The organism is Burkholderia sp. Bp9015 (assembly GCF_003853505.1).
Lineage (GTDB): Bacteria > Pseudomonadota > Gammaproteobacteria > Burkholderiales > Burkholderiaceae > Burkholderia.
On sequence record NZ_QTPZ01000033.1, the window covers coordinates 47,564 to 70,826 of the forward strand.

22 protein-coding genes are annotated in these 23,263 nt (G+C 68.5%); 7 read left to right on the plus strand and 15 right to left on the minus strand.

Going from position 1 to position 23,263, the window contains the following annotated elements; genetic code table 11:
- Positions 1-26: 26 nt before the first annotated feature.
- The 5 genes from DIE12_RS28760 to DIE12_RS28780 form a co-directional block, all read right to left on the minus strand.
- A complete protein-coding gene (locus tag DIE12_RS28760; protein WP_124522946.1) occupies positions 27-1,220 on the minus strand; it encodes a pyridoxal phosphate-dependent aminotransferase in 1,194 nt (397 codons plus the stop codon).
- Positions 1,221-1,272: 52 nt separating this feature from the next.
- Positions 1,273-1,968, minus strand: coding sequence for an ABC transporter permease (locus DIE12_RS28765; RefSeq protein ID WP_044843935.1), 696 nt, complete (start codon positions 1,966-1,968; stop codon positions 1,273-1,275).
- A 49-nt stretch (positions 1,969-2,017) separates the two neighbouring features.
- The gene (locus tag DIE12_RS28770) at positions 2,018-2,734 is read right to left on the minus strand and encodes an ABC transporter permease (protein ID WP_044843934.1); all 717 of its coding nucleotides are present in this window, start codon (positions 2,732-2,734) and stop codon (positions 2,018-2,020) included.
- Positions 2,735-2,782: 48 nt separating this feature from the next.
- Positions 2,783-3,580 carry a transporter substrate-binding domain-containing protein gene (locus DIE12_RS28775; protein WP_124522947.1) on the minus strand — a complete coding sequence of 266 codons (798 nt, stop codon included), beginning with the start codon at positions 3,578-3,580 and terminating at the stop codon, positions 2,783-2,785.
- 124 nt (positions 3,581-3,704) lie between these two features.
- Positions 3,705-4,490 (minus strand): ABC transporter ATP-binding protein, encoded by a 786-nt coding sequence (locus tag DIE12_RS28780; protein ID WP_409364388.1) that lies wholly within the window; start codon positions 4,488-4,490, stop codon positions 3,705-3,707.
- A 248-nt stretch (positions 4,491-4,738) separates the two neighbouring features.
- On the opposite strand from DIE12_RS28780, the gene DIE12_RS28785 reads away from it, so the two are divergent.
- The gene (locus tag DIE12_RS28785) at positions 4,739-5,395 is read left to right on the plus strand and encodes a TetR family transcriptional regulator C-terminal domain-containing protein (RefSeq protein ID WP_260426299.1); all 657 of its coding nucleotides are present in this window, start codon (positions 4,739-4,741) and stop codon (positions 5,393-5,395) included.
- Positions 5,396-5,480: 85 nt separating this feature from the next.
- Here DIE12_RS28785 and DIE12_RS28790 read toward each other — a convergent pair whose 3' ends face one another.
- The 7 genes from DIE12_RS28790 to DIE12_RS28820 form a co-directional block, all read right to left on the minus strand.
- On the minus strand, positions 5,481-7,082 hold the full coding sequence (locus DIE12_RS28790; protein ID WP_124522951.1) for a 5-guanidino-2-oxopentanoate decarboxylase: 1,602 nt from the start codon (positions 7,080-7,082) through the stop codon (positions 5,481-5,483).
- A 55-nt stretch (positions 7,083-7,137) separates the two neighbouring features.
- Complete coding sequence (locus DIE12_RS28795) at positions 7,138-7,776, minus strand: MarC family protein (protein ID WP_124522953.1); 639 nt, start codon at positions 7,774-7,776, stop codon at positions 7,138-7,140.
- A gap of 61 nt (positions 7,777-7,837) precedes the next feature.
- Positions 7,838-8,566, minus strand: a complete 729-nt coding sequence (locus tag DIE12_RS28800) for an NAD(P)H-dependent oxidoreductase (protein ID WP_124522954.1) — start codon at positions 8,564-8,566, stop codon at positions 7,838-7,840.
- Between the two features lie 41 nt (positions 8,567-8,607).
- A complete protein-coding gene (locus DIE12_RS28805) occupies positions 8,608-9,402 on the minus strand; it encodes an ABC transporter permease (RefSeq protein WP_124522955.1) in 795 nt (264 codons plus the stop codon).
- Positions 9,403-9,422: 20 nt separating this feature from the next.
- Entirely contained in the window at positions 9,423-10,298 is an 876-nt protein-coding gene (locus DIE12_RS28810; protein WP_124522956.1) for an ABC transporter permease, read from the minus strand.
- A 22-nt stretch (positions 10,299-10,320) separates the two neighbouring features.
- Positions 10,321-11,430, minus strand: coding sequence for an ABC transporter substrate-binding protein (locus DIE12_RS28815; protein ID WP_124522958.1), 1,110 nt, complete (start codon positions 11,428-11,430; stop codon positions 10,321-10,323).
- 138 nt (positions 11,431-11,568) lie between these two features.
- Positions 11,569-12,732 (minus strand): ABC transporter ATP-binding protein, encoded by a 1,164-nt coding sequence (locus tag DIE12_RS28820; RefSeq protein WP_124522960.1) that lies wholly within the window; start codon positions 12,730-12,732, stop codon positions 11,569-11,571.
- A 145-nt stretch (positions 12,733-12,877) separates the two neighbouring features.
- Here DIE12_RS28820 and DIE12_RS28825 point away from each other — a divergent pair, with 145 nt between their 5' ends.
- From DIE12_RS28825 to DIE12_RS28835, 3 genes are read left to right on the plus strand one after another with little or no spacing between them, the layout of a single operon-like run.
- Positions 12,878-13,666, plus strand: coding sequence for an enoyl-CoA hydratase/isomerase family protein (locus DIE12_RS28825; RefSeq protein WP_044843924.1), 789 nt, complete (start codon positions 12,878-12,880; stop codon positions 13,664-13,666).
- Between the two features lie 3 nt (positions 13,667-13,669).
- Positions 13,670-14,827 carry an acyl-CoA dehydrogenase family protein gene (locus tag DIE12_RS28830; RefSeq protein ID WP_044843923.1) on the plus strand — a complete coding sequence of 386 codons (1,158 nt, stop codon included), beginning with the start codon at positions 13,670-13,672 and terminating at the stop codon, positions 14,825-14,827.
- A gap of 50 nt (positions 14,828-14,877) precedes the next feature.
- Positions 14,878-17,007 carry an acetate--CoA ligase family protein gene (locus DIE12_RS28835; RefSeq protein ID WP_124522962.1) on the plus strand — a complete coding sequence of 710 codons (2,130 nt, stop codon included), beginning with the start codon at positions 14,878-14,880 and terminating at the stop codon, positions 17,005-17,007.
- A gap of 97 nt (positions 17,008-17,104) precedes the next feature.
- Here DIE12_RS28835 and DIE12_RS28840 read toward each other — a convergent pair whose 3' ends face one another.
- The gene (locus DIE12_RS28840; protein ID WP_124522964.1) at positions 17,105-18,496 is read right to left on the minus strand and encodes an FAD-binding oxidoreductase; all 1,392 of its coding nucleotides are present in this window, start codon (positions 18,494-18,496) and stop codon (positions 17,105-17,107) included.
- A 43-nt stretch (positions 18,497-18,539) separates the two neighbouring features.
- Complete coding sequence (locus tag DIE12_RS28845; protein ID WP_124522966.1) at positions 18,540-19,670, minus strand: porin; 1,131 nt, start codon at positions 19,668-19,670, stop codon at positions 18,540-18,542.
- A gap of 261 nt (positions 19,671-19,931) precedes the next feature.
- Between DIE12_RS28845 and DIE12_RS28850 the strand changes: the two genes are divergently transcribed.
- Both DIE12_RS28850 and DIE12_RS28855 read left to right on the plus strand, forming a co-directional pair.
- Entirely contained in the window at positions 19,932-20,528 is a 597-nt protein-coding gene (locus DIE12_RS28850) for a thioesterase family protein (protein WP_124522968.1), read from the plus strand.
- 28 nt (positions 20,529-20,556) lie between these two features.
- Positions 20,557-22,044: an aldehyde dehydrogenase gene (locus DIE12_RS28855; RefSeq protein ID WP_124522970.1), complete on the plus strand. Its 1,488-nt coding sequence runs from the start codon at positions 20,557-20,559 to the stop codon at positions 22,042-22,044.
- 15 nt (positions 22,045-22,059) lie between these two features.
- On the opposite strand, the gene DIE12_RS28860 is transcribed toward DIE12_RS28855, so the two are convergent.
- Positions 22,060-22,302: an antitoxin gene (locus tag DIE12_RS28860; protein ID WP_124522972.1), complete on the minus strand. Its 243-nt coding sequence runs from the start codon at positions 22,300-22,302 to the stop codon at positions 22,060-22,062.
- 262 nt (positions 22,303-22,564) lie between these two features.
- Between DIE12_RS28860 and DIE12_RS28865 the strand changes: the two genes are divergently transcribed.
- Positions 22,565-23,254 carry an alpha/beta hydrolase gene (locus DIE12_RS28865; RefSeq protein WP_124522974.1) on the plus strand — a complete coding sequence of 230 codons (690 nt, stop codon included), beginning with the start codon at positions 22,565-22,567 and terminating at the stop codon, positions 23,252-23,254.
- The last annotated feature ends 9 nt before the right edge of the window (positions 23,255-23,263 follow it).

The following is a 23,263-nucleotide window of genomic DNA, read 5'->3' on the forward strand; positions in this document are numbered from 1 at the left end:
CTCCTCCTTCCGGTTCCGGATATGCATCACGACGCCGCGCGCGCGTTCTCGCCGAGGCTCGCGACGAATGCCGCGATGCGCTCGCACGCGTCGGCGAGCTTCGCATCGTCGACGACGAAGCCGAAGCGCACGAAGCCCGACGCCGTCTCGCCGAACGCGCTCGCATCGAGCAGCGCGACCTGCTTCGCGCGGAACAGCCCCCACGTGAAAGCGTGCGCATCCAGCCCCGTGCCGCGCACGTCGACCATCATGAACATCCCGGCCTCCGGCAGCAGGCAACGCAGCCCCGGCACGTCGCGCAGGCGCGCGTACGCGAGGTCGCGGCGGCGCCGATACAGCTCGCGCATGTCGGCGACGATCGTGGCCTTGTTGTCGAGCGCGGTCACGGCCGCCTGCTGGACGAAGCCGGGCAGTCCGTACAGCATGCACAGCGCGAGCCGTTCCGCATGCTCGATCAGCTCGATCGGGCCGATCGCCCAGCCGACCCGCCAGCCCGGCATCGCATGCGATTTCGACAGGCTGCCGATCGTCACCGTGCGCTCGGCCATCCCCGGCAGCGACGCGATGCTGACCATGTCGCGCTCGAACGTCAGCTCCGCGTAGACCTCGTCGGACACGACCCACAGGTCGCGCTCGCATGCGAGCCGCGCGATCCGTTCGAGATCGGCGCGCGGCATCACGACGCCGGTCGGATTGCACGGCGTCGCGAAGAAGATCGCTTTCGTGCGCGGCGTCACGGCCGCTGCGAGCGCGTCGACGTCGAGATGAAAACCGCGAGCCGCATCGACCGGCACCGGCACGAGCGTCGCGCCCGACGCGCGCACGCTGGCTTCGTACGTGAGGTACATCGGCTCCGGCACGAGCACCTCGTCGCCGGCCTCGCACAGGCACAGCGCCATCGCGAACAGCGCGTTCTGCGCGCCGGCCGTCACGATCACGTGCTCGGCGCCGACCGCCTGCCCGCACGCCTTCGCATGCTCGCGCGCGATCGCCGCGCGCAGCTCGGCGCGCCCGCGCACTTCGCTGTAGTGCGTATCGCCGCCGCGCAGCGCGGTCACCGCGCGTTCGACGATCACGTCGGGGGTCGGGAAATCCGGATCGCCGACGCTCAGCACGATCGCCGGCTCGCCCGCCGCGACGGCAGCCTGCGCCGCGTAATGAATGTCCCAGGCGGTCGTGCGCTTGCCCTGCAGGCGCTCGACCAGCTTCGAATAGTTCATGTGTTCTCCGTCGCGCGGCGCCCGCCCGGCCGCCGCGCCATCAAGGGTTCGTTCAACGCGGCATGCGCACCGGCACACGCCGCTCGAGCCGGCCGAACGCGCGCTCGATCGCGAACGCGAGCACGACGTAGATCACCGCGATCGCCAGCAGCGGCTCGTAGGTCCGCAAGGTCTGCGCGCGGATGTAGTTCGCGGCGCCGAGCACGTCCATCACCGCGACCGTCGACGCGAGCGCGGTCGATTTCAGCAGCATCACCGTTTCGCCCGCGAGCGTCGGCAGCAGGATCTGGATCGCGCGCGGCAGCCACACGCGCCGCGCGATCATCGACGGGCGCATCCCCATCGCGCGCGCGGCCTCGATCTCGCCCTTCGGCACACCGCGCAGCCCGGCGCGCAGCACTTCGCCGACGTACGCGCCGACGCTGATCACCAGCGCGAACGCGACATACCAGAAGCCGTCGCGCAGGAACGGCCACAGCACGCTGTCGCGCAGCGCGGGCCAGCCGGCGAACAGCGAGCCGACGCCATAGTAGATCAGGTAGATCTGCACGAGCAGCGGCGTGCCGCGGATCACTTCGGTGAACGCCTTGCTCACGCGCGCGACGACTGCATTGCCCGACAGCCGCGCGAACGCGACGGCGATCGCGAGCCCGAAGCCGAATACGGCCGACACGACGAGCAGCTTGACGGTGGTCAGCACGCCGAGCAGCAGCAGCGACCCGTAGGAAGACAGTACGCTCAGATCCATGACATTGATCCGGTTCGGTCGAAAGATGCGTGGAAAGGCGGGACGTGGGTCACGATGCCGGCATCCAGCGGCCGAAGCGCCGCTCGATCTCGCGGAACAGCATGCCCGACAGCGACGTGATCGCGAAATACACGGCCGCGACCATCAGGTAGTAGTGCAGGTACTCGCGCGTCGAACCGGCCGCCTGCTTCGCGGTGTAGAGCAGCTCGCTGTAGCCGACCACGCTGATCAGCGCGCTGTCCTTCACGAGGATCAGCCACAGGTTCGTGAAGCCGGCCAGTGCATACGGCGCCATCGCGGGCAGCGTCACGCGGCGGAACACGAGCGCCGGCGGTGCGCCGAACGCGCGCGCGGCTTCGATCTGCCCGTACGGGATCGCGAGGATCGCACCGCGGATGATCTCGGCCGCATACGCGCCCTGCACGATGCCGAGCACGATCACCGCGGCCGCGAAGCCGTTGACCGCGACCGGCCCGACGCCGATCGCCGTCATCAGCAGGTTGATCGCGTCGGTGCCCGCGTAGTAGAGCAGCAGGATCAGCAGCAGCTCGGGCACCGCGCGGCACAGCGTCGTGTAGCCCTGCGCGAGCCGCTCGAACGCGCGCACGCCGGACAGCTTCGCGACCGCGCCCAGGAGCCCGAGCACGATGCCGACGACGAACGCGCCGAGCGAAATCTCGAGCGTCACGCCCGCGCCCTGCAGCAGCGCGACGCCCCAGCCGTCCGGGTCCATGCCCAGGTAGCTCACCCATCCCCAACCGTCCATGCCGCCTCCTCGTCCGTGCGTGGCGCCCGTCGGCGCGAAATCGTGCGATCAGTGCGGCCAGAGGTCGATCGGGAAATACTTCTTCGCGATCTGCGCGTACTTGCCCGACGCATGCAGCTGCTCGAGCGCCTGGTCCATCTGCTGCTTGAGCGGCGCATCGGCCTTGCGCATTCCCGCGCCGACGCCGTAGCCGAAGATCGCCGGATCCATCTTCACGCTGCCGGGCCCTTTCAGCTCGAACGTCGCACCGTCCTTCGACTTCAGGAAGTCGAGAATGCCGAGCTGGTCGAGATACATCGTGTCGATGCGGCCCGCGACGAGGTCCGAGTTGCAATCGTCCTGCGTGTTGTAGAGCCGCACCGTCGCGGTCTTGCCATACGCCATCTTGATGAACTCGGCGTTCGCGGTCGAACCCTGCACGCCGATCACCTTGCCCTTCAGGCCGTCCGGCGTCAGCGTGAGCTTCTGGTTCTTCGCGCCGACGAAGGTGCCCGGCGTCTCGTAGTACGGCCGCGAGAACGCAATCACCTTCTGGCGTTCCGGCGTGATCGACATCGAGTTGAAGATCACGTCGATCTTGTCGCTGAGCAGCGCCGGGATGATGCCGTCCCACGCGACTTCCTTGATCTCGCACTTCGCCTTCATCTGCTCGCACACCGCGCGGATCAGGTCGGCCTCGAAGCCGCTCCACTGCCCGGTCGGGCTTTTCATCAGGAACGGCGGATACGGCTCGGCGGCGACGCCGAAGCGCAGCACGCCCGGCGACGCATGCGCGGAATCGAACGGCGCAAGCGCCGCGAGAACGAGACTCAACAGGCACAGCAGACTGCGAACGACACGCTTCATGGTCGGACTCCTGGCTGGAAAGATACGAAATCGGTACGGCCGGTATCGGTGTGGCCGGTATCGGTGTGGCCGGCATCGGTGCGGCCGGCCGCGCAGGCAGGCACGCGCGGGCCGTGCCATCGGTTCAGTGACGTTGCCGGTGCGCGTTGACGAACTGGCGGCAGCGTTCGCTCTGCGGCGCATCGAAGATCTCGGCCGGCGCGCCGCTCTCCTCGACGCGTCCCTCGTGCAGAAACAGCACCTTGTTCGACACGTCGCGCGCGAATGCCATCTCGTGCGTGACGAGGATCATCGTGCGGCCTTCGCACGCGAGATCGCGGATCACCTTCAGCACTTCGCCGACGCGTTCGGGATCGAGCGCGGAAGTCGGCTCGTCGAACAGCATCACTTTCGGCCGCATCGCGAGCGCGCGCGCGATCGCGACACGCTGCTGCTGGCCGCCGGACAGGAACACCGGATAGACGTTGCGCTTGTCGGCGAGGCCGACGCGTTCGAGCAGCTGCTCGGCGCGCGCGAGCGCTTCGGCGCGCGGTTCGCGCAGCACGTGCACGGGCATCTCGATCACGTTCTCGAGCACCGTGCGGTGCGCCCACAGATTGAAGCTCTGGAACACCATGCCGAGCCGCGTGCGAACGCGTTCGACCTGGCGCGGATCGGTCGGCACGGTGCGGCCCTTGCGGTCGAGCTTCAGCCCGATCTCCTCGCCATCGACCACGATGCGCCCGCGGGTCGGCGTCTCGAGCAGGTTGATGCAGCGAAGCAGCGTGCTCTTGCCCGAGCCGCTCGCGCCGATCAGCGAGATCACTTCGCCCTCGCGCGCGCTTAGCGACACGCCCTTCAACACCTCCAGCTCGCCGAACCGCTTGTGCAGGTCCGTCACCTGCACGCGCTCCTCGACCGCCGTCTTCACGCTCTCCGCCCGCGCCAACATGCTGTCTCCTGTGTCGAATTCTCACGCCCGTCCCGCGCGGGATCGCGGCGCCTTGTTGAATGGCCGACCAACCTCATGTGGAGTCGAGTATAGGCGCTGTTGAACAAGGGTTCAACAGATTTCAATAATCCGGAAGCAAGGGTTTTCGCGGGTTCCATCGCTGTAATTGAACAAGCGTCCGACACTCCCCTATAATCGGTGCCATGACGATTCCGTAAGGTCACCCCGTGAAAAAGACTTCTGGCAGCGCACCGGTTCAGACCCGCAGCCGCGGCATCCGAGAAACACCCGCGGTGCGGCAGCAATCGATCATCGACGCGACGATGCGCTGCATTGCGCGCTACAGCTATTCGGAAACCACGATCGACCGCATCTGCGCGGAAGCGAAGGTGTCGCGCGGGCTGATCAACCATCACTTCCAGTCGAAAGACGAGCTGATGGCGCAGACCTACAAGCGGCTCGCGGCCGACCTGCTCGACGTGTCGCGCGCGGCCGCCGCGAACGCGACGGGCCCCGAGGACAAGCTCGACGCGATCATCAAGGTGTGTTTCGCCGCGCCGGTGTTCGCGCCGAAGAACGTGAAGGTCTGGCTCGGCTTCTGGAGCGTCGCGCACAGCGATCCGGTGATCCGCAAGGCGCACAAGGAGCTGTATGCCGGCTACCGGCAGGCGTTGAAGAAGCTGTTCGACCAGATCGCGGAAGTGCGCGGCGGCACCGTCGACAGCGAGCTCGCCGCGCTGACGGTGACAGCGGTGATCGACGGCTTCTGGCTCGAACTCGCGCGCGACCCCACGTCGTTCACCGCGGAAGACGCGCTGACCAGCTGCCTGCGCGTCGTCGATTCGTTCCTGCCGCCGCCGAAGACGGCGCGCAAGCGCGCGTAACGCACGCAACGCGCCTCGCCGGCAAGCCGGCGCACTCGCGCCGCAACCGGCACGACGGCCTCGCATCGCGAGGCCGTTCGCATTTTCACGCCGCGCGAATCTCGATCAGGTACGGCGCGTCGTGCGCGGCCGCTTCGCCGAGCGCACCGGCCAGCGACGCACCCTCTTCGACTCGCTGCGCACCCCATCCATACGCGCGCGCGAGCGCGACGAAATCGGGCGTATGCAGATCCACGCCGACCGGCTCGACGCCGCCGTCGACCATCGCACGCTTGATCTCTCCGTAACCGCCGTTGTTCAGCAGTACGACGATCACGCGCGCGCGATGCTGCACCGCGGTGCCGAGTTCGGCGAGCGTGTACTGGAACCCGCCGTCGCCGGCGAGGCAGACCACCGGCCGCGACGCATCGCCGAGGCTCGCGCCGACCGCGGCCGGCAGCCCGTAGCCCAGCGAGCCGAAGCCGACCGACGCGTTGAACCAGCTGCGCGGACGCGACGCCGCGAAGCCGACGTTGCCCGCATAGACGATCCGCGTCGAATCGCCGACGAGCGCCGCATCGGGCAGCGCGTCGCGCACGCTGTCGAGCAGCGCGAGATCGCGCCGCATTTCGTCGTTGAGTTCCTGCCGCGCGGCCGCACGGCACACCGCCGCCCGCTCAACGCCGTCGCCGTCAGCGCGGGCCCGCGCATCCGCCGGCCACACGCGCCGCAGCGCGCGCAGCGTTTCGCCGACGTCGCCGAGCAGCGGCAGCGCGGGCACCGCGTTGCGGCACAGCTGCTGCGGATCGATGTCGATCCGCACGAGCGGCGCGGGCATCGAGAAGCTGCGCGTCGCATACAGGTCGTAATCGGTCGGGCCGAGCTCGGTGCCGAGCGCGACGATCAGGTCGCTGTCGCGCATCAGCGCGCGCACCGCGTCGCTCGACGCCGACCACGACACGCCGAGCGGATGCGCGCTCGGCAACACGCCGCGCCCGTTGATCGTCATCACGACCGGCGCGTCGAGCGTCTCCGCGAGCCAGCGCACGTCGGCGGCCGCGTCGAGCGCGCCGCCGCCCGCGAGAATCAGCGGCGCGCGCGCGGCGGCAGCCTTCGCACGCAATGCGTCGATCCCGTCGGCCGATGCGGGGCCGGGCGCGATGCGCGGCGGCACGGCCGGCACCGGCGGCAATGCATCGGCCGGCGCCGCGAGCACGTCGAGCGGAATCTGCAGATGCACGGGGCGCGGCCGGCCGCCCGAGAACACCGCGAACGCGCGTGCGATCGCCTGCGGCAGCGCGTCGGCGCGCGGCACCGTGTAGCTGAACGCGGCGATGTTCTGCGCGAACGCATGCTGGTCCGGCAGTTCGTGCAGATGGCCGTTGCCGGAGCCGATGTCGCCGGACGCGTTGACGCTCGAAATCACCAGCATCGGAATCGAATCCGCATACGCCTGCGCCATCGACGTCGCGATGTTCGTCATGCCGGGGCCGGTGATCACGAAACACACGCCGGGCTTGCCGGTCGCGCGCGCATAGCCGTCCGCCATGAAGCCGAGGCCCTGCTCGTGGCGTGCGCTCACGTGGCGCAGCGCGCTGCCGGCGAGCCCGCGGTACAGCTCGATCGTATGCACGCCGGGAATGCCGAACACCGTGTCGACGCCGTAGGCGGCGAGCAGGTCGACCAGGTACATGCCTACTGTTTTCATGTAATTTCCATCGTTCAGGGTAAGGAGGTGGATCGCGCGCGGCCCCGTGAGGCAGTCAATGCGCGAGCCCCGGCAACAGTTCGCGCACGCCCTGCGCGAGCATCTGGAACGCGATCGCGGTCAGCACGATGCCCGACAGCCGCTCGACCAGCGTCCTGCCGATCTCGCCGAGCCGCCGGCACCACGACGCCGAGCACGCATACGTGAGCCCGATCACGCCCGCGTGCAGCACGCACGCCGCGCTCAGCGCCAGCAGGTCGGCCGGCGTATGAAAGCGCGTCGCGGTCGTGATCACGAGCGACATCACCGCGCTGCCGATCGACAGCGGGAAGATCAGCGGCACCGCGATGTAGCTGCGCCATTGCGCATGTTCGAGCCGCGTGTCGCCGCCGCTGCGCTCGTCGTTCGCCGTGCCGCGCATCATCGGAATCGACCACAGGCACAGCACGAGGCCGCCCGTCAGCGTCAGCGCACCGAGCGTGAGGCCGAGCATGCGCAACAGGAACTGGCCGCCCCACACCGCGCCGATCATCAGCGCCGCGATCCACGCGAACAGCCTGAACGCGATCTGCCGCTGTGTCACGTCGGGAAAATGCCCGGTGACGGCCGCATACATCGGGATCGCGACGGGCGGACAGAACAGCGTCAGGAGCCCGGTCAGGAACAGCAGCACGTCGCTCGACGTCAGGGTCATCGCTCGAACTCACATGCGGTCGGGTAGATAAGCGGCGCGGTGGCGACGCGGCCGGGCGTGATCAATCCTGCGCGGCGTCCTGCGGCGCGCGTTCGCGCGGCCGCATGTCGCCGTCGAAATCGTCGAGCGTCGGAAACGCCATCGGTTCGTGCCGGTCGAGTTCTGCGAGATAGGCGTCGTAGCGTTCGAGCACGGCCGCGCGCTCCGCGTCGCCGATGTACGGCACGTGATAGCCGACGAACGACGGCAGCACGTCGAAGCCTGCGTAGCCGAGCGTGCCGCGCAACACGTGGCGCAGCATCAGGTCCATTTCGCCGTGCACGCCGTCTGCACCGAACATGTAGTCGCGGCCGCCGCACGTATAGGCGAGCAGCGCGCGCTTGCCGCGCATCCCGCCGCGATCGTAGAAGCGCACGCCGCCGTACACCTTGCCCGACACGAGCACGCGGTCGATCCAGCCTTTCATGATCGCCGGCACCGAGCACCAGAACAGCGGAAAGCTCAGGATCAGCAGGTCGCACGCGGCAAGCTTGTCGAGTTCCGCGGCGATGTCCGGCGCGATCGCGTGCGCGGCGACGTTCTCGCGCTGCTCCAGCGCGTAGACGAGATAGTCGGGGTTCTTGCGCACGCCGAAATCGGCCGCGCTCGCGACCGGATTCCACTGCATCGCGTACAGGTCGGACACCGTCACGGTATGCCCCTGCGCTTCGAGCGTGCTCACCGCGCGGTGCAGCATCGACGTCGTGAACGACTGCGGTTCGGGATGGGCGTGAACGATCAGGACTTTCATGGTGCGAGTTTTCTCCGCGACGTAACGTTGAACTGCTGGATTCAGACGGATCCGGCCGCACGCTTGCGCAGCAGCGACAGGCCGATCGCGACGCAGGTCGCGACGAGCAAAAGCGTGGATACCGACGCGATCGCCGGATCGACGTTCTCGCGCATCCCGTCCCACATGCGGCGCGGCAGCGTATAGACGTTCCGGCTCGAGATGAACAGCGTGACGACGATCTCGTCCCACGACAGGATGAACGCGAACACCGCGGCCGACAGCACGCCCGGCCGGATCGACGGCAGGATCACGTAGCGCAGCGTCTGCGCGACGTTCGCGCCGAGGCTGCGCGATGCCTGCTCGATGCGCAGCCCGACGGTCGCGAGCGATGCCGAAACCGCCACCACGACGTAAGGCACCGACAGCACGACGTGCGACAGGATCGCGGCGGGATAGCTGTCGAGCATCCCGAGTTCGCCCCACAGCCGGTAGAACGCGAGCGCCGACACGATCGGCGGCACGATCAGCGGGAACAGGATCACGCCGCGCACGAACTCGCCGCGCCGCGACGCGACTTTCCACAGCCCGATCGCGCACAGCGTGCCGAGCGCGACCGAGATCGCCGACGACACCAGCGCGATCAGCCCGCTTTGCAGAAAGCTCGACACCCAGCCGTCGTCGTCGAGCAGCACGCGGTAGTGCCGCAGCGACAGCGCGCCGTCCGGCATCGACAGGTAGTCGCTCGGCGTCAGCGAGACGGGCACCGACACGAGCAGCGGCAGCATCAGGAACAAGATCGCGGCCCACGCGATACCGACCACGAGCGCGCGTCCTGCGGTCATTCGGGTGTTCATCGGAACCTCCTCCGTTCGGGTCAGCGCGCGCCGAACAGCTCGCGCAGGTCGACGAAACGCGCGAGCAGCGCGAGCGCGGCCAGGATTGACGCCAGCAGCAGCGACGCGAGCGCCGCCCCGCTGCCCCAGTTCACGAGCTGCAGGATCTGCGTGCTGATGTATTCGGCGATCATCACGGTGCGGCCGCCGCCGAGTATCACCGGCGTCACGTAGAAGCCGAGCGAGAAGATGAACACGAGGATCGCCGCGCCGACGATGCCCGGTCGCGTCTGCGCGAAATACACCTTGCGGAACGTGACGAACGCGCCCGCGCCGAGCCCCTGCGAGGCACGTGCAAGCTGCGGATCGATGCCCTTCATGTTCGCGTACAGCGGCAGCACCGCGTACGGAATCATGAAGTGGATCATCCCGATCACGACGCCGACCTCGTTGCGCATCAGCGGCAGCGGCGCGTCGATCAGCCCGATGCGCAGCAGCAGCGTGTTGACGAGCCCCTGCTCGCCGAGCAGGAACAGCCACGAGAACGCGCGCACCAGCACCGACGCCCAGAACGGCACGAGCAGCCCGAACATTAGCGCTATCCGTTGCCGCGGGCCGACGTGCGCCATCGCATACGCAATCGCATAGCCGAGCGCGACCGAACACACGGTCGTGACCGCGCACACGCGCAGCGTGGTCCACAGCACGCGATGCACGCCGTGATTGCCGAGCAGCCGCGCATAGTTGTGCAGGCCCGGCTCCGGCACCGTGAAGCCGAGCCACAGCACACGCACGAGCGGATACACGTACAGCACGATCAGCACCGCGAGCAGTGGCACGACGAGCAGCCAGTAACGATCGGCCTTCGCGCGGCCGAGCGGGACCGCGCCCGCGACGGGAGTAGACAGGGTATTCATGGCGTCACGCTCGCGAGGCGGCTCAGGACGACATCAGGTCGGTGTACTGCGCGAGCGTCGCTTCGTAGTGCTGCGCCCACCACTCGGGATTCACCTTGCACTGCTTTGCCCAGTTCTCCGGCGTGCCCGGGTTGTCGGCGCGTAGCGCCTGCGGCACCGCGGCGGTCGCGGCCGGCGTCACCGGCCCGTTGCCGAGCAGCGACAGCAGGCGCACCTGCGGCTCGACGCCCTGCACGAACTTGATGAACTGCCAGACGGCATCGCCCGACGGATTGTTCTTCGGCACGCCCCACACGTCGCACGACGCGAGCCCCTGCTCCCACGTATAGCGGAACCGGCCATTGCTCTCGCGCTGGATCACGTTCGCGCGCGTATGCCAGATGCACGCCATGCTGACTTCGCCGTTGCGCAGCAGCTGCAGGCTGTCCGCGCCCGAATCCCACAGCAGCACGTTCGAGCGCAGTTCCTTCAGCTTCTTCAGCGCGCGCGGCACGTCGATCGGATAGACCTTGTCCTTGTCGACGCCGTCGGCCATCAGCGCGGCTTCGAGCGCGCCGCCCATCCATTTCCACAGCCCGCGCTTGCCCGGAAACTTGCCGACGTTCCAGAAATCGGCCCAGTTCTTCGGCGGATTCGCGCCGAACTTGCGCGCGTCGTAGACGAGCACGTAACTCAGCAGGTACGACGGCACGCCGAAGTCCGATGCGAGCCCCGGCAGCGTGTTGCGGCCGACGACCGAATAGTCGATCGGCCGCAGGAAGCCCTGCTTGCCGAGCTTGATCGCCGCGAAGCCGTCGAGATCCATCACGTCCCAGATCACGTTCCGGTTCTCGACCATCGCCTTGATCTTGCCGTCCTCCGGCGACGAGTCGTAGCCCATCCGGATGCCGCTCGCCTTCGTGAACGGGTCCATGTACGCGGAGCGGAACGCCGAACGCGCTTCGCCGCCCCATGCGCTGAGCACGATTTCCTTCGGGTTCGACGCGAGTGCGTCCTTCGCGCCGAGCGACAGCAGCGTCGGCGCGATGCCGGCCGCCGCGCACAACCGCAGAAAATCGCGGCGGCGCTGCGACATTGCCGGTTGAAGTTCGCGTGCTTGGTCGAGCAGGTCCTGCAGATGGCGGTTCGTCATGGTGTCTCCTCCAGGCTGGTCAGCGCCCGCACGCGTCTCGTCGTTTTCGGGCATCGGTGAATCGGTGAATCCGTCAGTCGGTGAGTCGGCGGCGACGGCGGCTCGTGCCGCTTCGCGCGGGATGCAACGTGCGCCGCGTCAGTCGGCCGCGATCCGACACGTCGCGTCGCGCTCCCACTGCACGAACACGTCCATGCCGCAGCGTGGTGACGCGAGCCCGCGCCATGCGGGCACGTCGGCCGTCACGCAGCCGAGCGCCGGCGTCTCGATCTCGAAGCGGTACGACGAACCGAAATAGCTCCAGTGGCGAATGCGACCCGCGACTTCGTTGTGCGCACCGCCGCACGACGTCGCCGACACCGCGACCTTCTCCGGACGCAGCGCGAACAGCAGCGGCTCGTCGGGCCGCGCACCGCACGCCGGCGCGACGAAGCGCGCATCGCCGACGCGGTAATGCGTCGTCGAAGCATCGCCGCCGAGCGCGACACCTTCGATGAAATTGCTCTTGCCGAGGAAGTCCGCGACGAAGCGGTTGGCCGGCTGCTCGTAGAGCCCGTCCGGCGTGCCGATCTGTTCGAGCCGGCCGTCGCGCATGATCGCGATCCGGTCCGACATCGACAGCGCTTCCTCCTGGTCGTGCGTGACGAACAGGAACGTCGCGCCGAGCCGCTCGTGCAGCGCCTTCAGCTCGACCTGCACCTCGCCGCGCAGCTTGCGGTCGAGCGCGCCGAGCGGCTCGTCGAGCAGCACGAGATCGGGATCGAACACCAGCGCGCGCGCGATCGCGACGCGCTGCTGCTGGCCACCCGACAACTGGCGCGGCAGGCGATCGGCAAGATGGCCGAGCCGCACGAGATCGAGCGCGGCCTTCACGCGCTTCACCGCGTCGGGCCCTTTCTGCTTGCGCACCATCAGCGGATACGCGACGTTCTGTTCGACCGTCATGTGCGGAAACAGCGCATAGCCCTGGAACACCATCCCGAAGTTGCGCTTCTCGGGCGGCAACGAGACGATGCTGCGGCCGCCGACGCGCAGGTCCCCGCTGCTCGGATGCTCGAAGCCCGCGACGATCGTCAGCAGCGTCGTCTTGCCCGAACCCGACGGCCCGAGGATCGTCAGGAATTCGCCGCGCGGAATGTCGATCGTCGTTTCGCGCAGCGCATGCACGCTGCCGTAGCGCTTCGACACGCGATCGATCTGCAGGCCCGCGCCGCTCGCCGCATGCTGCGCCGCCGCGCGTGCCGCATGCGCCCCGGTCCTGCCGTCCTCCACGCCTGCCGACGTCTCCATCACCACGCTCATCGTGTGTCTCCTGGTCGACTCACAATTGGGTTGAACGTTCATTTAACAGAACTTATACTATGCCGAAATGCGGTCCGCAAGTAGCGGCGACCCTTGCCGGCTCTGACACACCCCGACACACGACAACCAGGAGACAGTGATCAGCATGAGCATCGAGGACATTCGAATCGAACGGCACGACGGCGTCGTGACCCTTCGCCTGAACCGCCCGGCGAAACGCAATTCGCTCGCGCGGCCGCATCTCGACTTTCTTCGCGAGACGCTCGACGCGCTCGCGAACGATCCGGCCGTGCGCTGCGTCGTGCTGACCGGCACCGGCAGCGCGTTCTGTGCGGGCGCGGACGTCGACGAATGGGCCGAGGCCGAGCGCAACGGCGAACTCGACACCTACGGCTGGACCGAGCGTGCGCACCGTTTCGTGCAGACGCTCGCCGCATTTCCGCGTCCGACGATCGCCGCGCTGAACGGTTCGACGGTCGGCGCCGGCACCGACATCGGCTTCGCGTGCGACTTCCGCATCGCGAGCACCGCTGCGACGCTGCGCTGCGGGTATACGGGCATGGGCTACAGCCCCGACATGGGCGGAAGCTGGTTCCTGCCGCGCATCGCGCGCCCCGACGTCGCACGCCGCTTCATCTTTCTGAACGAACGCTGGAACGCGCAGGACGCGCTTGCCGCGGGGCTCGTGTCCGAAGTCGTCGACGCCGACGATTTCGCAACGCACGTCGCCGCGTTCGCCGCGCGTCTGGCGCAAGGGCCGAGCGTCGCGTTCGGCCACACCAAGGCGCTGCTCGCGCAATCGCTCACGCACACCCTCGCCGAGCAACTGCGCGGCGAGCTGGCGGCCGGCGTCGCGTGCGGTCACAGCGAGGACGGCCAGGAAGCGCTTCGCGCGTCGGTCGAAGGTCGCGCACCTCATTTTGTCGGGAGATGATCGATGGATTTTTCGCTGACCCAAGAGCAGGAAATGCTGGTGACGTCGCTGCGTCAGTTCGTCGAGAAGGAACTGCAGCCTCATGAATTCGCGGTCGATCGCGCGGACGACGTGCCGCCCGAACTCGCCGACTCGATCCGCCGCAAGTCGCTCGAGCTCGGCTTCTATGCGTTCAACATGCCCGAGAGCGCCGGCGGCCCGGGGCTCGACTACGTGACGCAGGCGCTCGTCGAACGCGAGCTCGGCCGCACGAGCTGGGCGCTGCACGTGTTCGTCGCGCGGCCGAGCAAGATCCTGATGGCGTGCAAGGGCGACCAGGTCGAGCGCTACCTGAAGCCGGCCGTGCGCGGCGAGCGCGTCGACTGCTTCGCGCTGACCGAGCCGGGCGCCGGCTCCGACGCGATGGGCATCCGCACGCGCGCGGTGCGCGACGGTGACGACTACGTGATCAACGGCAGCAAGCACTTCATCAGTCATGCGGACACGGCCGACTTCGTGATCCTGTTCGCCGTCACCGGCGAGGAGGAAGTGCGCGGCCAGAAGCGCAAGCGCGTGACCTGCTTCCTGATCGACAAGGACACGCCGGGCATGACCGTGCGGCGCGGCCCGCACTGCACGAGCCTGCGCGGCTATCACCAGTCGGAGATCTTCCTCTCCGACTGCCGCGTGAGCGCCGCGCAGATCCTCGGCGAAGAGCATCGCGGCTTCGAGCTCGCGAACGACTGGCTGACGGCCGGCCGCGTGATGGTCGCCGCGAACAACATCGGCCGCGCGCAGCGTGCGTTCGAGATGGCCGCCGAATGGGCCGCGACGCGTCATCAGTTCGGCAAGCGCATCGGCGACTTCCAGGGCACGTCGTTCAAGCTCGCGGACATGCAGACCGAGATCCGCGCGGCGGAACTCGTCACGCTGTACACCGCGCAGAAACTCGACCAGGGCACGATGACCGACGGCGACGCCGCACTCGCGAAGCTGCTCGCGACCGAGACGCTCGGCCGCGTGACCGATCACGCGGTGCAGATCTACGGCGGCATGGGGCTGATGGACGAACTGCCGATCGAGCGCTTCTGGCGCGATGCGCGCATCGAGCGCATCTGGGAAGGCACGTCCGAGATCCAGCGCCATATCCTGTCCAAGGAAATCCTCCGACGCTACAGCTGACGCGAATCGTCGCGCCGGCGCGTCCGGCGCGACTTCCGAAAGGACCTTTCATGACTTCCTCTCCCGCAGTCAGGGATCACCGCGCGGCCGCCGCGGCCAATCTGCGCCGGCTGCTCGACCCGGCCAGCATCGCGTTCGTCGGCGGACGCGGCATCGCGGGCGCCGTGCAGCGCTGTCGCGATTACGGCTATGCCGGCGATATCCGACTCGTCAATCCGAATCATGCGGAGATCGACGGCGTGCGCTGCCATGCGAGCGTCGCCGACCTGCCCGCCGCGCCGGACGCCGTGTTCGTCGCGGTGCCCGCGCGCCAGGCGATCGACGTCGTGCGCGCGCTCGCCGCACGCGGCGCCGGCGGCGCGATCGTCTACGCGTCGGGTTTCTCCGAAACGGGCGCCGACGGCGCCGCGCTGCAGCAGGCGCTGGTCGACGCGGCCGGCGACATGGCCGTGCTCGGCCCGAATTGCTACGGCCTGATCAACGGGCTGAACGGCAGCGCGCTGTGGCCGGTCGCGCATTGCGCGCCGCGCGTCGAATCGGGCGTCGCGGTGATCACTCAGAGCGGCAACCTCGCGTACAACCTGTCGATGAGCGCGCGCTCGGTGCCGTTCGCGTATCTCGCGAGCGTCGGCAACCAGGCGTCGGTCGACATCGCGCGCCTCGTCGATGCGTTCGTCGACGATCCGCGCATCCGCGCGATCGGCGTGCACCTCGAAGGGCTGAAGGACGTGCGCGCGTTCAGCGAGGCCGCAGCCCGCGCGCTCGCGCGCGGCGTGCCGATCGTCGCGCTGAAGAGCGGCACGTCGACGCTCGGCGCGCAGCTCGCGATGAGCCACACGAGTTCGCTCGCGGGCTCGGACGCGCTGTACGACGCGCTGTTCCGGCGGCTCGGCGTGATTCGCGTGAAGGACCCGGTCGGCCTCGTCGAGACGTTGAAGCTGCTCGCGATCGCAGGCGTGCCCGAGCGCCGAACGCTCGCCGCGCTGGCGACGTCCGGCGGCGATGCGGGGCTCGTCGCCGATCTCGGCGAAGCGCGCGGCATCGCTTTTCCGCCGGTCGGCGATGCCGGCCGCGACGCGCTCGGCAACGTGCTGCCCGCGTACGCGACGATCGCGAACCCGCTCGACTTCACGACCACGCCGTGGGGCGACCCCGACAAGATGCGCGCGTGCTGCGACGCGCTGCTCGCCGATCGCCCGGGCGCCGCCGCGATGATCCTCGACTATCCGCAGGAAGCGACCGGCGAGCGGCCGCTGTGCGATATCGCCGCGGACGCGTTCGCGGCGTCCGCACGCCAGCACGGCGTGGTCGGCGCTGTGATTTCGGTGTTTCCGGACCTGACGCCGCCCGATCACGCGGCCCGCATGGCCGCCGCCGGCGTCGCGCCGCTGCAGGGGCTGGCCGACGGGATCGCTGCGATCGGCGCGGCGATGGCCTACGGCGACACGCGCCGCCGCGTGCTCGACGCCGACGCGCTGAACGCGCTGCCGGTGCTGCGCGCGGGCGACGGCGGCCACGGCACCGCAACGCTGCACGACGAATGGGCGAGCAAGCGGATGCTGGCCGCGCACGGGCTCGACGTGCCGCCGGCCGAATGCGTCGCGCCCGCCGATGCGCCGGCCGCCGCGCAGCGGCTCGGCTTTCCGGTCTGCGTGAAAGTGGTCAGCGATCGCCTGCCGCACAAGACCGAGGCCGGCGCGGTCGCGCTGAAGCTCGGCTCGCCCGAAGCCGTCGCCGCGGCCGTCGTGCGAATGACCGAACAGGTCGCGCGTTATGCGCCGGATGTGCACGTCGAACGCATCCTCGTCGAGAAGATGGCCGACGCGCCGCTGCTCGAGCTGATCGTCGGCGTGAAGCGCGAGCCGAATTTCGGTCTCGCGCTGGTGCTCGGCACCGGCGGCGTGCTGGTCGAACTGATCCGCGACACCGCGACGCTGCTGCTGCCGGTGCGCGAAAGCGACGTGCGCGACGCACTGCTCGGGTTGAAGCTCGGCCCGCTGCTGACCGGCTATCGCGGGCGGCCGAAGGCCGATCTCGATGCGGTCGTCGCGAACGTGATGGCGATCGCACGCTTCGCACAGGCGCATGCCGACACGCTCGTCGAACTCGACGTCAATCCGCTGCTGGTGATGGAACGCGGTGCGGTGGCCGTCGATGCGCTGGTGCGGCTCGACGCGTGATGCCGGCCTGAAACGCGGCGGCCCGCTTGCGTGATGCGCGAGCGGGCCGCTGCCTGATTGCCGAGCCGTCCGTCGAAAGCGAAGAACGCTCCGCCGTTCAGATCACCTTGCCGGGATTCAGAAGTCCGAACGGATCGAATGCATGCTTGAGACGTCGCATCGCGGCGATCTCGACGTCGCTGCGCGAACAACCGAGCCAGTCGCGCTTGTAGCGGCCAATCCCGTGCTCGGCCGACACCGAGCCGCCCGCATCGCGCACGAGCGGATACAACACCGAGTCGACGTCGTGCGCGCCCTCGCCCGTCGCATACGGCGCGGAAACGCACACATGCAGGTTGCTGTCGCCGAGGTGGCCGAAGAAGAACACGTGCGCCCCGGGCCAGCGTGCGTTCAGCGCGCGCTCGCACGCGTCGATGAACTTCTCCGTCGCGCGCGGCGGAATGCCGACGTCGAAATTGACGACGCCGGGGAGATCGTCGATCGCGAGCCCTTCGCGCACCGTCCAGAAGGCCTGCGCATCGGCCGCGGTCTGCGCGAACGCCGCATCGTCGATCAGCCCGCGTTCGAGCCAGTCGGCCAGCACCGCTTCGAACCGTTCGGCCGTCTGCGCGGCATCGCCGCTCGCGCATTCGATCAGCACCTTGACGCCGCCGTCCGCCGGCAGCGGCGCGCGCGTGCCGGGCGTATGCGCGCACACGTAGCCGTAGAACGCCGGCCACATCGCCTCGAAGCTCAGCAAGTCCGCGCATGCGGCACGCGCGTCGCGCAGCAGTGCGAGCGCCGCCGCCGTATCGCGCACCGCGCACAACGCGGTGGATGGCGCGGCGAGCCGCGGATGCAGCCGCAGCACGACGCGCGTGATGACGCCGAGCGTGCCTTCGCTGCCAACGAAAATCTGCCGCAGGTCGTAACCCGCGTTGTTCTTCAGCATCTTGTTCGGCGAACTCAGCACGGTGCCGTCGGCCAGCACGACCTCGAGGCCGAGTACCTGCTCGCGGGTCGTACCGTAGCGGATCACGCGATTGCCGCCCGCATTGGTCGCGACGTTGCCGCCGATCTGGCACGAGCCGCGCGCGCCGAGATCGATGCCGAGCGCGAATCCCGCGTCGTCCACTGCCTGCTGCAGCTCCTGCAGCGTCGTGCCGGCCCACGCGGTGACGGTGGCCGCGTCCGCATCGATCTCGACGACGCCCTTCATGCGTTCGAGCGACAGCACGACGTCCTGCGCACCGGGCCCGGCGCCGGCCGCGAGCCCCGTCATTCCGCCCTGCGGCACGACCGTCTGACGATACGCGGTGCAGATCGCGAGCGCGCGGCTCACATCGTCGACGCTGCGCGGCCGCACCAACGCTCGCGGCCGCGGGCCGGCCGCTTCGCCGTAGTTCGTGAAATGACGCGCGCCGATGGCGTCGCCCACGCTGACGCAATCGGCGCCGAGTGCGTCGCGCAGCGCGGCGACGACGTCGCCGTTCAAGGAAGGATCGGACATGATCGACGGGGCCGGCCGAACCCGGCCCGGGAGCGAGTGAGGATCAGAAATTGTGCCGCATGCCGATGCGCGCGGCGGCCTGCGTGCGGCTCGTCGACGGCGTGAAGCTGTAGCCGATCACCGCGTCGACGCCGTTCGATGCACGCATCCAGTCGACCGCCGCATACACGTCGGTGCGCTTCGACAGCGCGTAATGCGCACCGAGCGCGACTTCGTGCCAGTGATGACCTTCGAACGTCGTGTACTGATAGCCCGCGACGAGCGACAGTGGCACGGTCGCCTGGTACAGGCCGCCCGCTTCGTACACGCGCATCGTCGACGATTGTCCGTAGCCCTTGAACGTCGTGTTGCTGAAGTCCGCGTTCAGCGTCAGCTTGCCGAACGTGTACGACGCGCCGACACCGAAGATCGATTGCGAATCGATCGAGAACGGCGTCGAATCGTGCAGGTCGGTGACGGCGCCCGTCGCCGGGTCGACCGTCGCGACCGTCTGCCCGAGCATCGTCCGCACGCCCATCTGCGCATACGGATCGAGCGCGGCAAGCCGGCGTGGCGCGTTGAGCCGCGTGTAGTTGCCGCCCGCCGAGAAATCGCCGTGCGTGTAGCTCGCGCCCACGCTCCATGCGCTCCCGTCATGGAAGCTGCCCGCGTCGTTGCTGAACGAATACATGCCGCCGACCACGAGCCCGTGGAAGCTGTTGCTGACGAATTTCACCGCGTTCTGCAGCCGGTCCCCGCTCTGGCGGTCGAAATCGCCGAGATGCACGCCGTAGCCGCTGCCGAACGCGCTGACGTTGTACGCGGCCGTGAAGTCGAATGCGAAGTCGTACTGATTACCGAACGTCAGCGTGCCCCAGTCGTTGCCGAGCCCGACGTACGCCTGCCGCCCGAACATCGCGCCACCCTGGTTCAGCCTGCCGGTGCCGAGCCGGAAGCCGCTCTCGAGCTTGAACACCGCCTTGTTGCCGCCGCCGAGATCCTCGGTGCCCATCAGGCCGACGCGGTTGCCGTACGACACGCCGTCGTCGAACAGGTACGCATGCGCGCCGCCCGTGTTGTTCACGTAGGTGATGCCGCCGTCGATGATCCCGTACAGCGACACGCTGCTCTGGGCATGGGCGTAGCCGTGGACCATCACCGACATCATGCCGGCCAGCAGGAAGCGCTTCTTCATTTTCGGTGTCTCCGGTTGCCGCGCGCGGCGGCTCGATTTTCGTTGTGCGTGAACGCCGCCCGCCTGCTTCGCTTCGGCACCGCGGCGCTGGCGAGTATAGGTTTTGCTGAATGAATGTTCAATCGATTGACGAGAACGGATGCACCGGTGTTTACACCCATCGGCGATTTCATTATTGAAAAAACGTTCAACCCGTCATAACATCGACCGGCAGCCCCGCGGATGACGTGCGGGCCCGTTCCGAACCTCGGAGTGCACTGGATGACGACCACCCTCAGCCCCGCCGCCGAGCCGCGCCTGCGCTCGGCCTACGAAGGACAGAAGTCGCGCCCGTACGACCCGGCCGCGCCGATCGCGACGCCGCTCGAACTGCATCGCTGCATCGTGCAGCCCGAGTGGGTCGACTACAACGGCCACATGAGCGAGTCGTGCTACCTGCTCGTGTTCGGCGACAGCAGCGATGCGTTCTTCCGCTACTTCGGCATCGACGACGACTATCGCGACGCCGGCTGCTCGATCTATTCCGCGGAAACGCACATCCGCCACCTGCGCGAAGCGATGCTCGGCGAGCCGCTGCGGCTCACGGTGCGGCTGCTCGACCTGGACGATCGCCGGCTGCACGTGTTCCATTCGATGCATCACGCGACGACCGGCGCGCAACTCGCGACCGGCGAACAGCTGCTCACGCACGTGGACATGCGCGCGAAACGCTCGGCGCCGTTTCCGGACGCGATCCGCCGGCATCTCGACGCGATTCACGCCGAGCATGCGCGCGCGCCGCGCGAGCCGCACGCGGGCCGTGCGATCGCGATCCGCCGCGCGGCCCCTGCTGCTTCCGCTGCTTCCACTTCCCGCTGACCAAGCCGAACCACGACGGAGTTTTCCCATGCAGACGCACGACGCCTGGCGCAGCCGCGCTGGCCAGCTCGACATCGCTTCCCGCGCGTTCGTGGACGGCACGTTCCGCGACGCGCACGACGGCGCCACCTTCACATGCACGAGCCCGATCGACGGCCGCGTGCTCGCGCCGGTCGCGCATTGCCGCGCGGCCGACGCCGACCTCGCGGTCGCCGCCGCGCGGCGCGCGTTCGAAAGCGGCATCTGGCGCGACGCATCGCCGCGCGAACGCAAGCGCGTGCTGCTGCGCTGGGCCGCGTTGATCCGCGAGCACGCGGACGATCTCGCGCTGCTCGAAACGCTCGACACCGGCAAGCCGATCGGCGATACGACCACGATCGACATCCCGTCCACCGCGTATTGCGCCGAGTGGTTCGCCGAGGCGATCGACAAGACCGGCGGCGAGGTCGCGCCGGCCGACGCGCATCTCGTCGGGCTCGTCACGCGCGAGCCGATCGGCGTGGTCGCGGCTGTCGTGCCGTGGAATTTCCCCGCGATGATCGCGATGTGGAAATGCGCGCCCGCGCTCGCGGCGGGCAACAGCGTCGTGCTCAAGCCGTCCGAGAAGTCACCGCTGAGCGCGCTGCGGCTCGCCGCGCTGGCCGTGCAGGCCGGGCTGCCGGCCGGCGTGCTGAACGTGCTGCCGGGGTTCGGCGATGCAGGTGAAGCGCTCGCGCGGCATCCGGACGTTGACTGCATCGCGTTTACCGGCTCGACCGCGGTCGGCCATAAAGTCGCGCGCTGCGCGGCCGATTCGAACCTGAAGCGCGTATGGCTCGAACTCGGCGGCAAGTCGCCACAGATCGTGCTGCCCGATTGCCCCGATCTCGAACGCGCGGCGCGCACCGTCGCGCATGCGGTGTTCTACAACACCGGGCAGATGTGCACGGCGGGTTCGCGCCTGCTCGTCCATCGCGCGATCCGCGACGAACTGGTCGCGCGCGTGCTCGCGATCGCGCCCGAGTATGCGCCCGGCGATCCGCTGTCGCCCGACACGCGGATGGGCAGCCTGATCGACGCCGCCCAGGTCGAGCGCGTGCTCGGCTACGTCGATGCCGGCCGTGACGAGGCGACGCTGCTCGCGGGCGGCCGGCGCGCGCGCGCCGCGAGCGGCGGCCAGTACGTCGAGCCGACCGTGTTCGACTGTCCGCGGGCCGATGCGCGGATCGTGCGCGAGGAGATTTTCGGGCCGGTGCTGGCGGTGACGGCGTTCGACGATCTCGATACGGCTGTCGCGCTCGCGAACGACACGCGTTATGGGCTCGCGGCGTCGGTGTGGACCGCGAACCTGACGACCGCGCACGAAACCGCGCGGCGGCTGCGGGCCGGCACGGTGTGGGTGAACGGCTACGAGGAAACCGACGACATGAACTTCCCGTTCGGCGGCTTCAAGGAATCGGGCAACGGGCGCGACAACTCATTGCACGCGCTGGAGAAGTACACGGAGTTGAAGTCGACGGTGATCCGGTTGCGGTGATATCCAGCAGAAACTTCATTCGAACACGTCCGGCCCGGAGCATTCATGAGCGGCGGGCTCGGTTGTCGCAGCTTCCTCGAAATCGGCATCAACCGGGCCGATCAGTGGCGTCAACCACGCCCAGCCTTGCGGCACGGGCTCGAGGATGACAGACGCGCCGTGCCGCCGAATCCGGACCTCCGTGGTATCGAAGCGGAAATCCTTCGGCAAGCAAACAGCCTGCGATCCATCATGCTCGAAAATCTTGGCGGTCTCCATCTCGACACTCCATGCATCGACAAAACGTGGATATTTTGCCGACTGTGGGTCGCGGCGGCGAGTCGTGCGGTCGACATATTGGTGATGAACGGTCGCCTCTCGGGAAATTTGCTCGCGACGGGACACACGTAGCCGTACCCAATATCGGACGTTCTGGCTCCACATTCATTCCCAACAGGAAACAATCAATCACCATCCGGCGATTCATCTCCCCGTCCGCGCGTTCTAGACTATCGGATCACTCCCCCACCGGACCCACGCAATGACCGATGTCCTGCCGCTGACCACCGACCCCGAATCCGGCCTCCACTACCGGCTGCGCCCGGCCGCCGGCCGCCCCGCGGGCCGCCTGTTGCTGCTGCACGGCGTCGGCGGCAACGAAACCAACCTGCTGAACCTGGCCGCCACGATCGATCCGCGCGTCGAAATCGCGTTCGTGCGCGGGCCGCTGACGTTCGGCCCCGGCCAGCACGCGTGGTTTCCGGTGCGCTTCGGCCCGAACGGCCCGGAAATCGATGCGGCCCGCGCGGAGGCGAGCCGTGTGCAGTTGATCGCGCTGCTGCGCGCGTTGCGCGCGCGGGACCCCGGGAACGAACCCGTCGCCTTGCCGACCGTGATCGCCGGCTTCAGCCAGGGTGGCATCATGAGCGCGAGCGTCGGTCTCACCTCGCCGGCCGACGTCGCCGCGTTCGCGGTGCTGTGCGGGCGCATCCTGCCGGAGATCGATCCGCTGATCGCGTCCCGCGATGCATTGAGCCCGCTGCACGCGCTGGTGATGCACGGCCGCTTCGACGACAAGCTGCCGGTCGCGTGGGCGAACACGGCCGACGCGAAACTGACCGCGCTCGGCGTCGCGCACGACACGCAGCTCTATGACGCCGGCCACGAGCTGACCGCGCAGATGGCCGGCGACTTCAGCCGCTGGGTCGGCGCACGCGCCGGGTTGAACTGAGCGCACCGG

What these genes read in the sequence shown, in the direction of transcription:
- DIE12_RS28760 (WP_124522946.1), bottom strand. Translation starts at nt 1,220, where the DNA reads ATGAACTATTCGAAGCTGGTCGAGCGCCTGCAGGGCAAGCGCACGACC.
- DIE12_RS28765 (WP_044843935.1), bottom strand. Translation starts at nt 1,968, where the DNA reads ATGGATCTGAGCGTACTGTCTTCCTACGGGTCGCTGCTGCTGCTCGGC.
- DIE12_RS28770 (WP_044843934.1), bottom strand. Translation starts at nt 2,734, where the DNA reads ATGGACGGTTGGGGATGGGTGAGCTACCTGGGCATGGACCCGGACGGC.
- DIE12_RS28775 (WP_124522947.1), bottom strand. Translation starts at nt 3,580, where the DNA reads ATGAAGCGTGTCGTTCGCAGTCTGCTGTGCCTGTTGAGTCTCGTTCTC.
- DIE12_RS28790 (WP_124522951.1), bottom strand. Translation starts at nt 7,082, where the DNA reads ATGAAAACAGTAGGCATGTACCTGGTCGACCTGCTCGCCGCCTACGGC.
- DIE12_RS28795 (WP_124522953.1), bottom strand. Translation starts at nt 7,776, where the DNA reads ATGACCCTGACGTCGAGCGACGTGCTGCTGTTCCTGACCGGGCTCCTG.
- DIE12_RS28800 (WP_124522954.1), bottom strand. Translation starts at nt 8,566, where the DNA reads ATGAAAGTCCTGATCGTTCACGCCCATCCCGAACCGCAGTCGTTCACG.
- DIE12_RS28805 (WP_124522955.1), bottom strand. Translation starts at nt 9,402, where the DNA reads ATGAACACCCGAATGACCGCAGGACGCGCGCTCGTGGTCGGTATCGCG.
- DIE12_RS28810 (WP_124522956.1), bottom strand. Translation starts at nt 10,298, where the DNA reads ATGAATACCCTGTCTACTCCCGTCGCGGGCGCGGTCCCGCTCGGCCGC.
- DIE12_RS28815 (WP_124522958.1), bottom strand. Translation starts at nt 11,430, where the DNA reads ATGACGAACCGCCATCTGCAGGACCTGCTCGACCAAGCACGCGAACTT.
- DIE12_RS28820 (WP_124522960.1), bottom strand. Translation starts at nt 12,732, where the DNA reads ATGAGCGTGGTGATGGAGACGTCGGCAGGCGTGGAGGACGGCAGGACC.
- DIE12_RS28825 (WP_044843924.1), top strand. Translation starts at nt 12,878, where the DNA reads ATGAGCATCGAGGACATTCGAATCGAACGGCACGACGGCGTCGTGACC.
- DIE12_RS28830 (WP_044843923.1), top strand. Translation starts at nt 13,670, where the DNA reads ATGGATTTTTCGCTGACCCAAGAGCAGGAAATGCTGGTGACGTCGCTG.
- DIE12_RS28835 (WP_124522962.1), top strand. Translation starts at nt 14,878, where the DNA reads ATGACTTCCTCTCCCGCAGTCAGGGATCACCGCGCGGCCGCCGCGGCC.
- DIE12_RS28840 (WP_124522964.1), bottom strand. Translation starts at nt 18,496, where the DNA reads ATGTCCGATCCTTCCTTGAACGGCGACGTCGTCGCCGCGCTGCGCGAC.
- DIE12_RS28845 (WP_124522966.1), bottom strand. Translation starts at nt 19,670, where the DNA reads ATGAAGAAGCGCTTCCTGCTGGCCGGCATGATGTCGGTGATGGTCCAC.
- DIE12_RS28850 (WP_124522968.1), top strand. Translation starts at nt 19,932, where the DNA reads ATGACGACCACCCTCAGCCCCGCCGCCGAGCCGCGCCTGCGCTCGGCC.
- DIE12_RS28855 (WP_124522970.1), top strand. Translation starts at nt 20,557, where the DNA reads ATGCAGACGCACGACGCCTGGCGCAGCCGCGCTGGCCAGCTCGACATC.
- DIE12_RS28860 (WP_124522972.1), bottom strand. Translation starts at nt 22,302, where the DNA reads ATGGAGACCGCCAAGATTTTCGAGCATGATGGATCGCAGGCTGTTTGC.
- DIE12_RS28865 (WP_124522974.1), top strand. Translation starts at nt 22,565, where the DNA reads ATGACCGATGTCCTGCCGCTGACCACCGACCCCGAATCCGGCCTCCAC.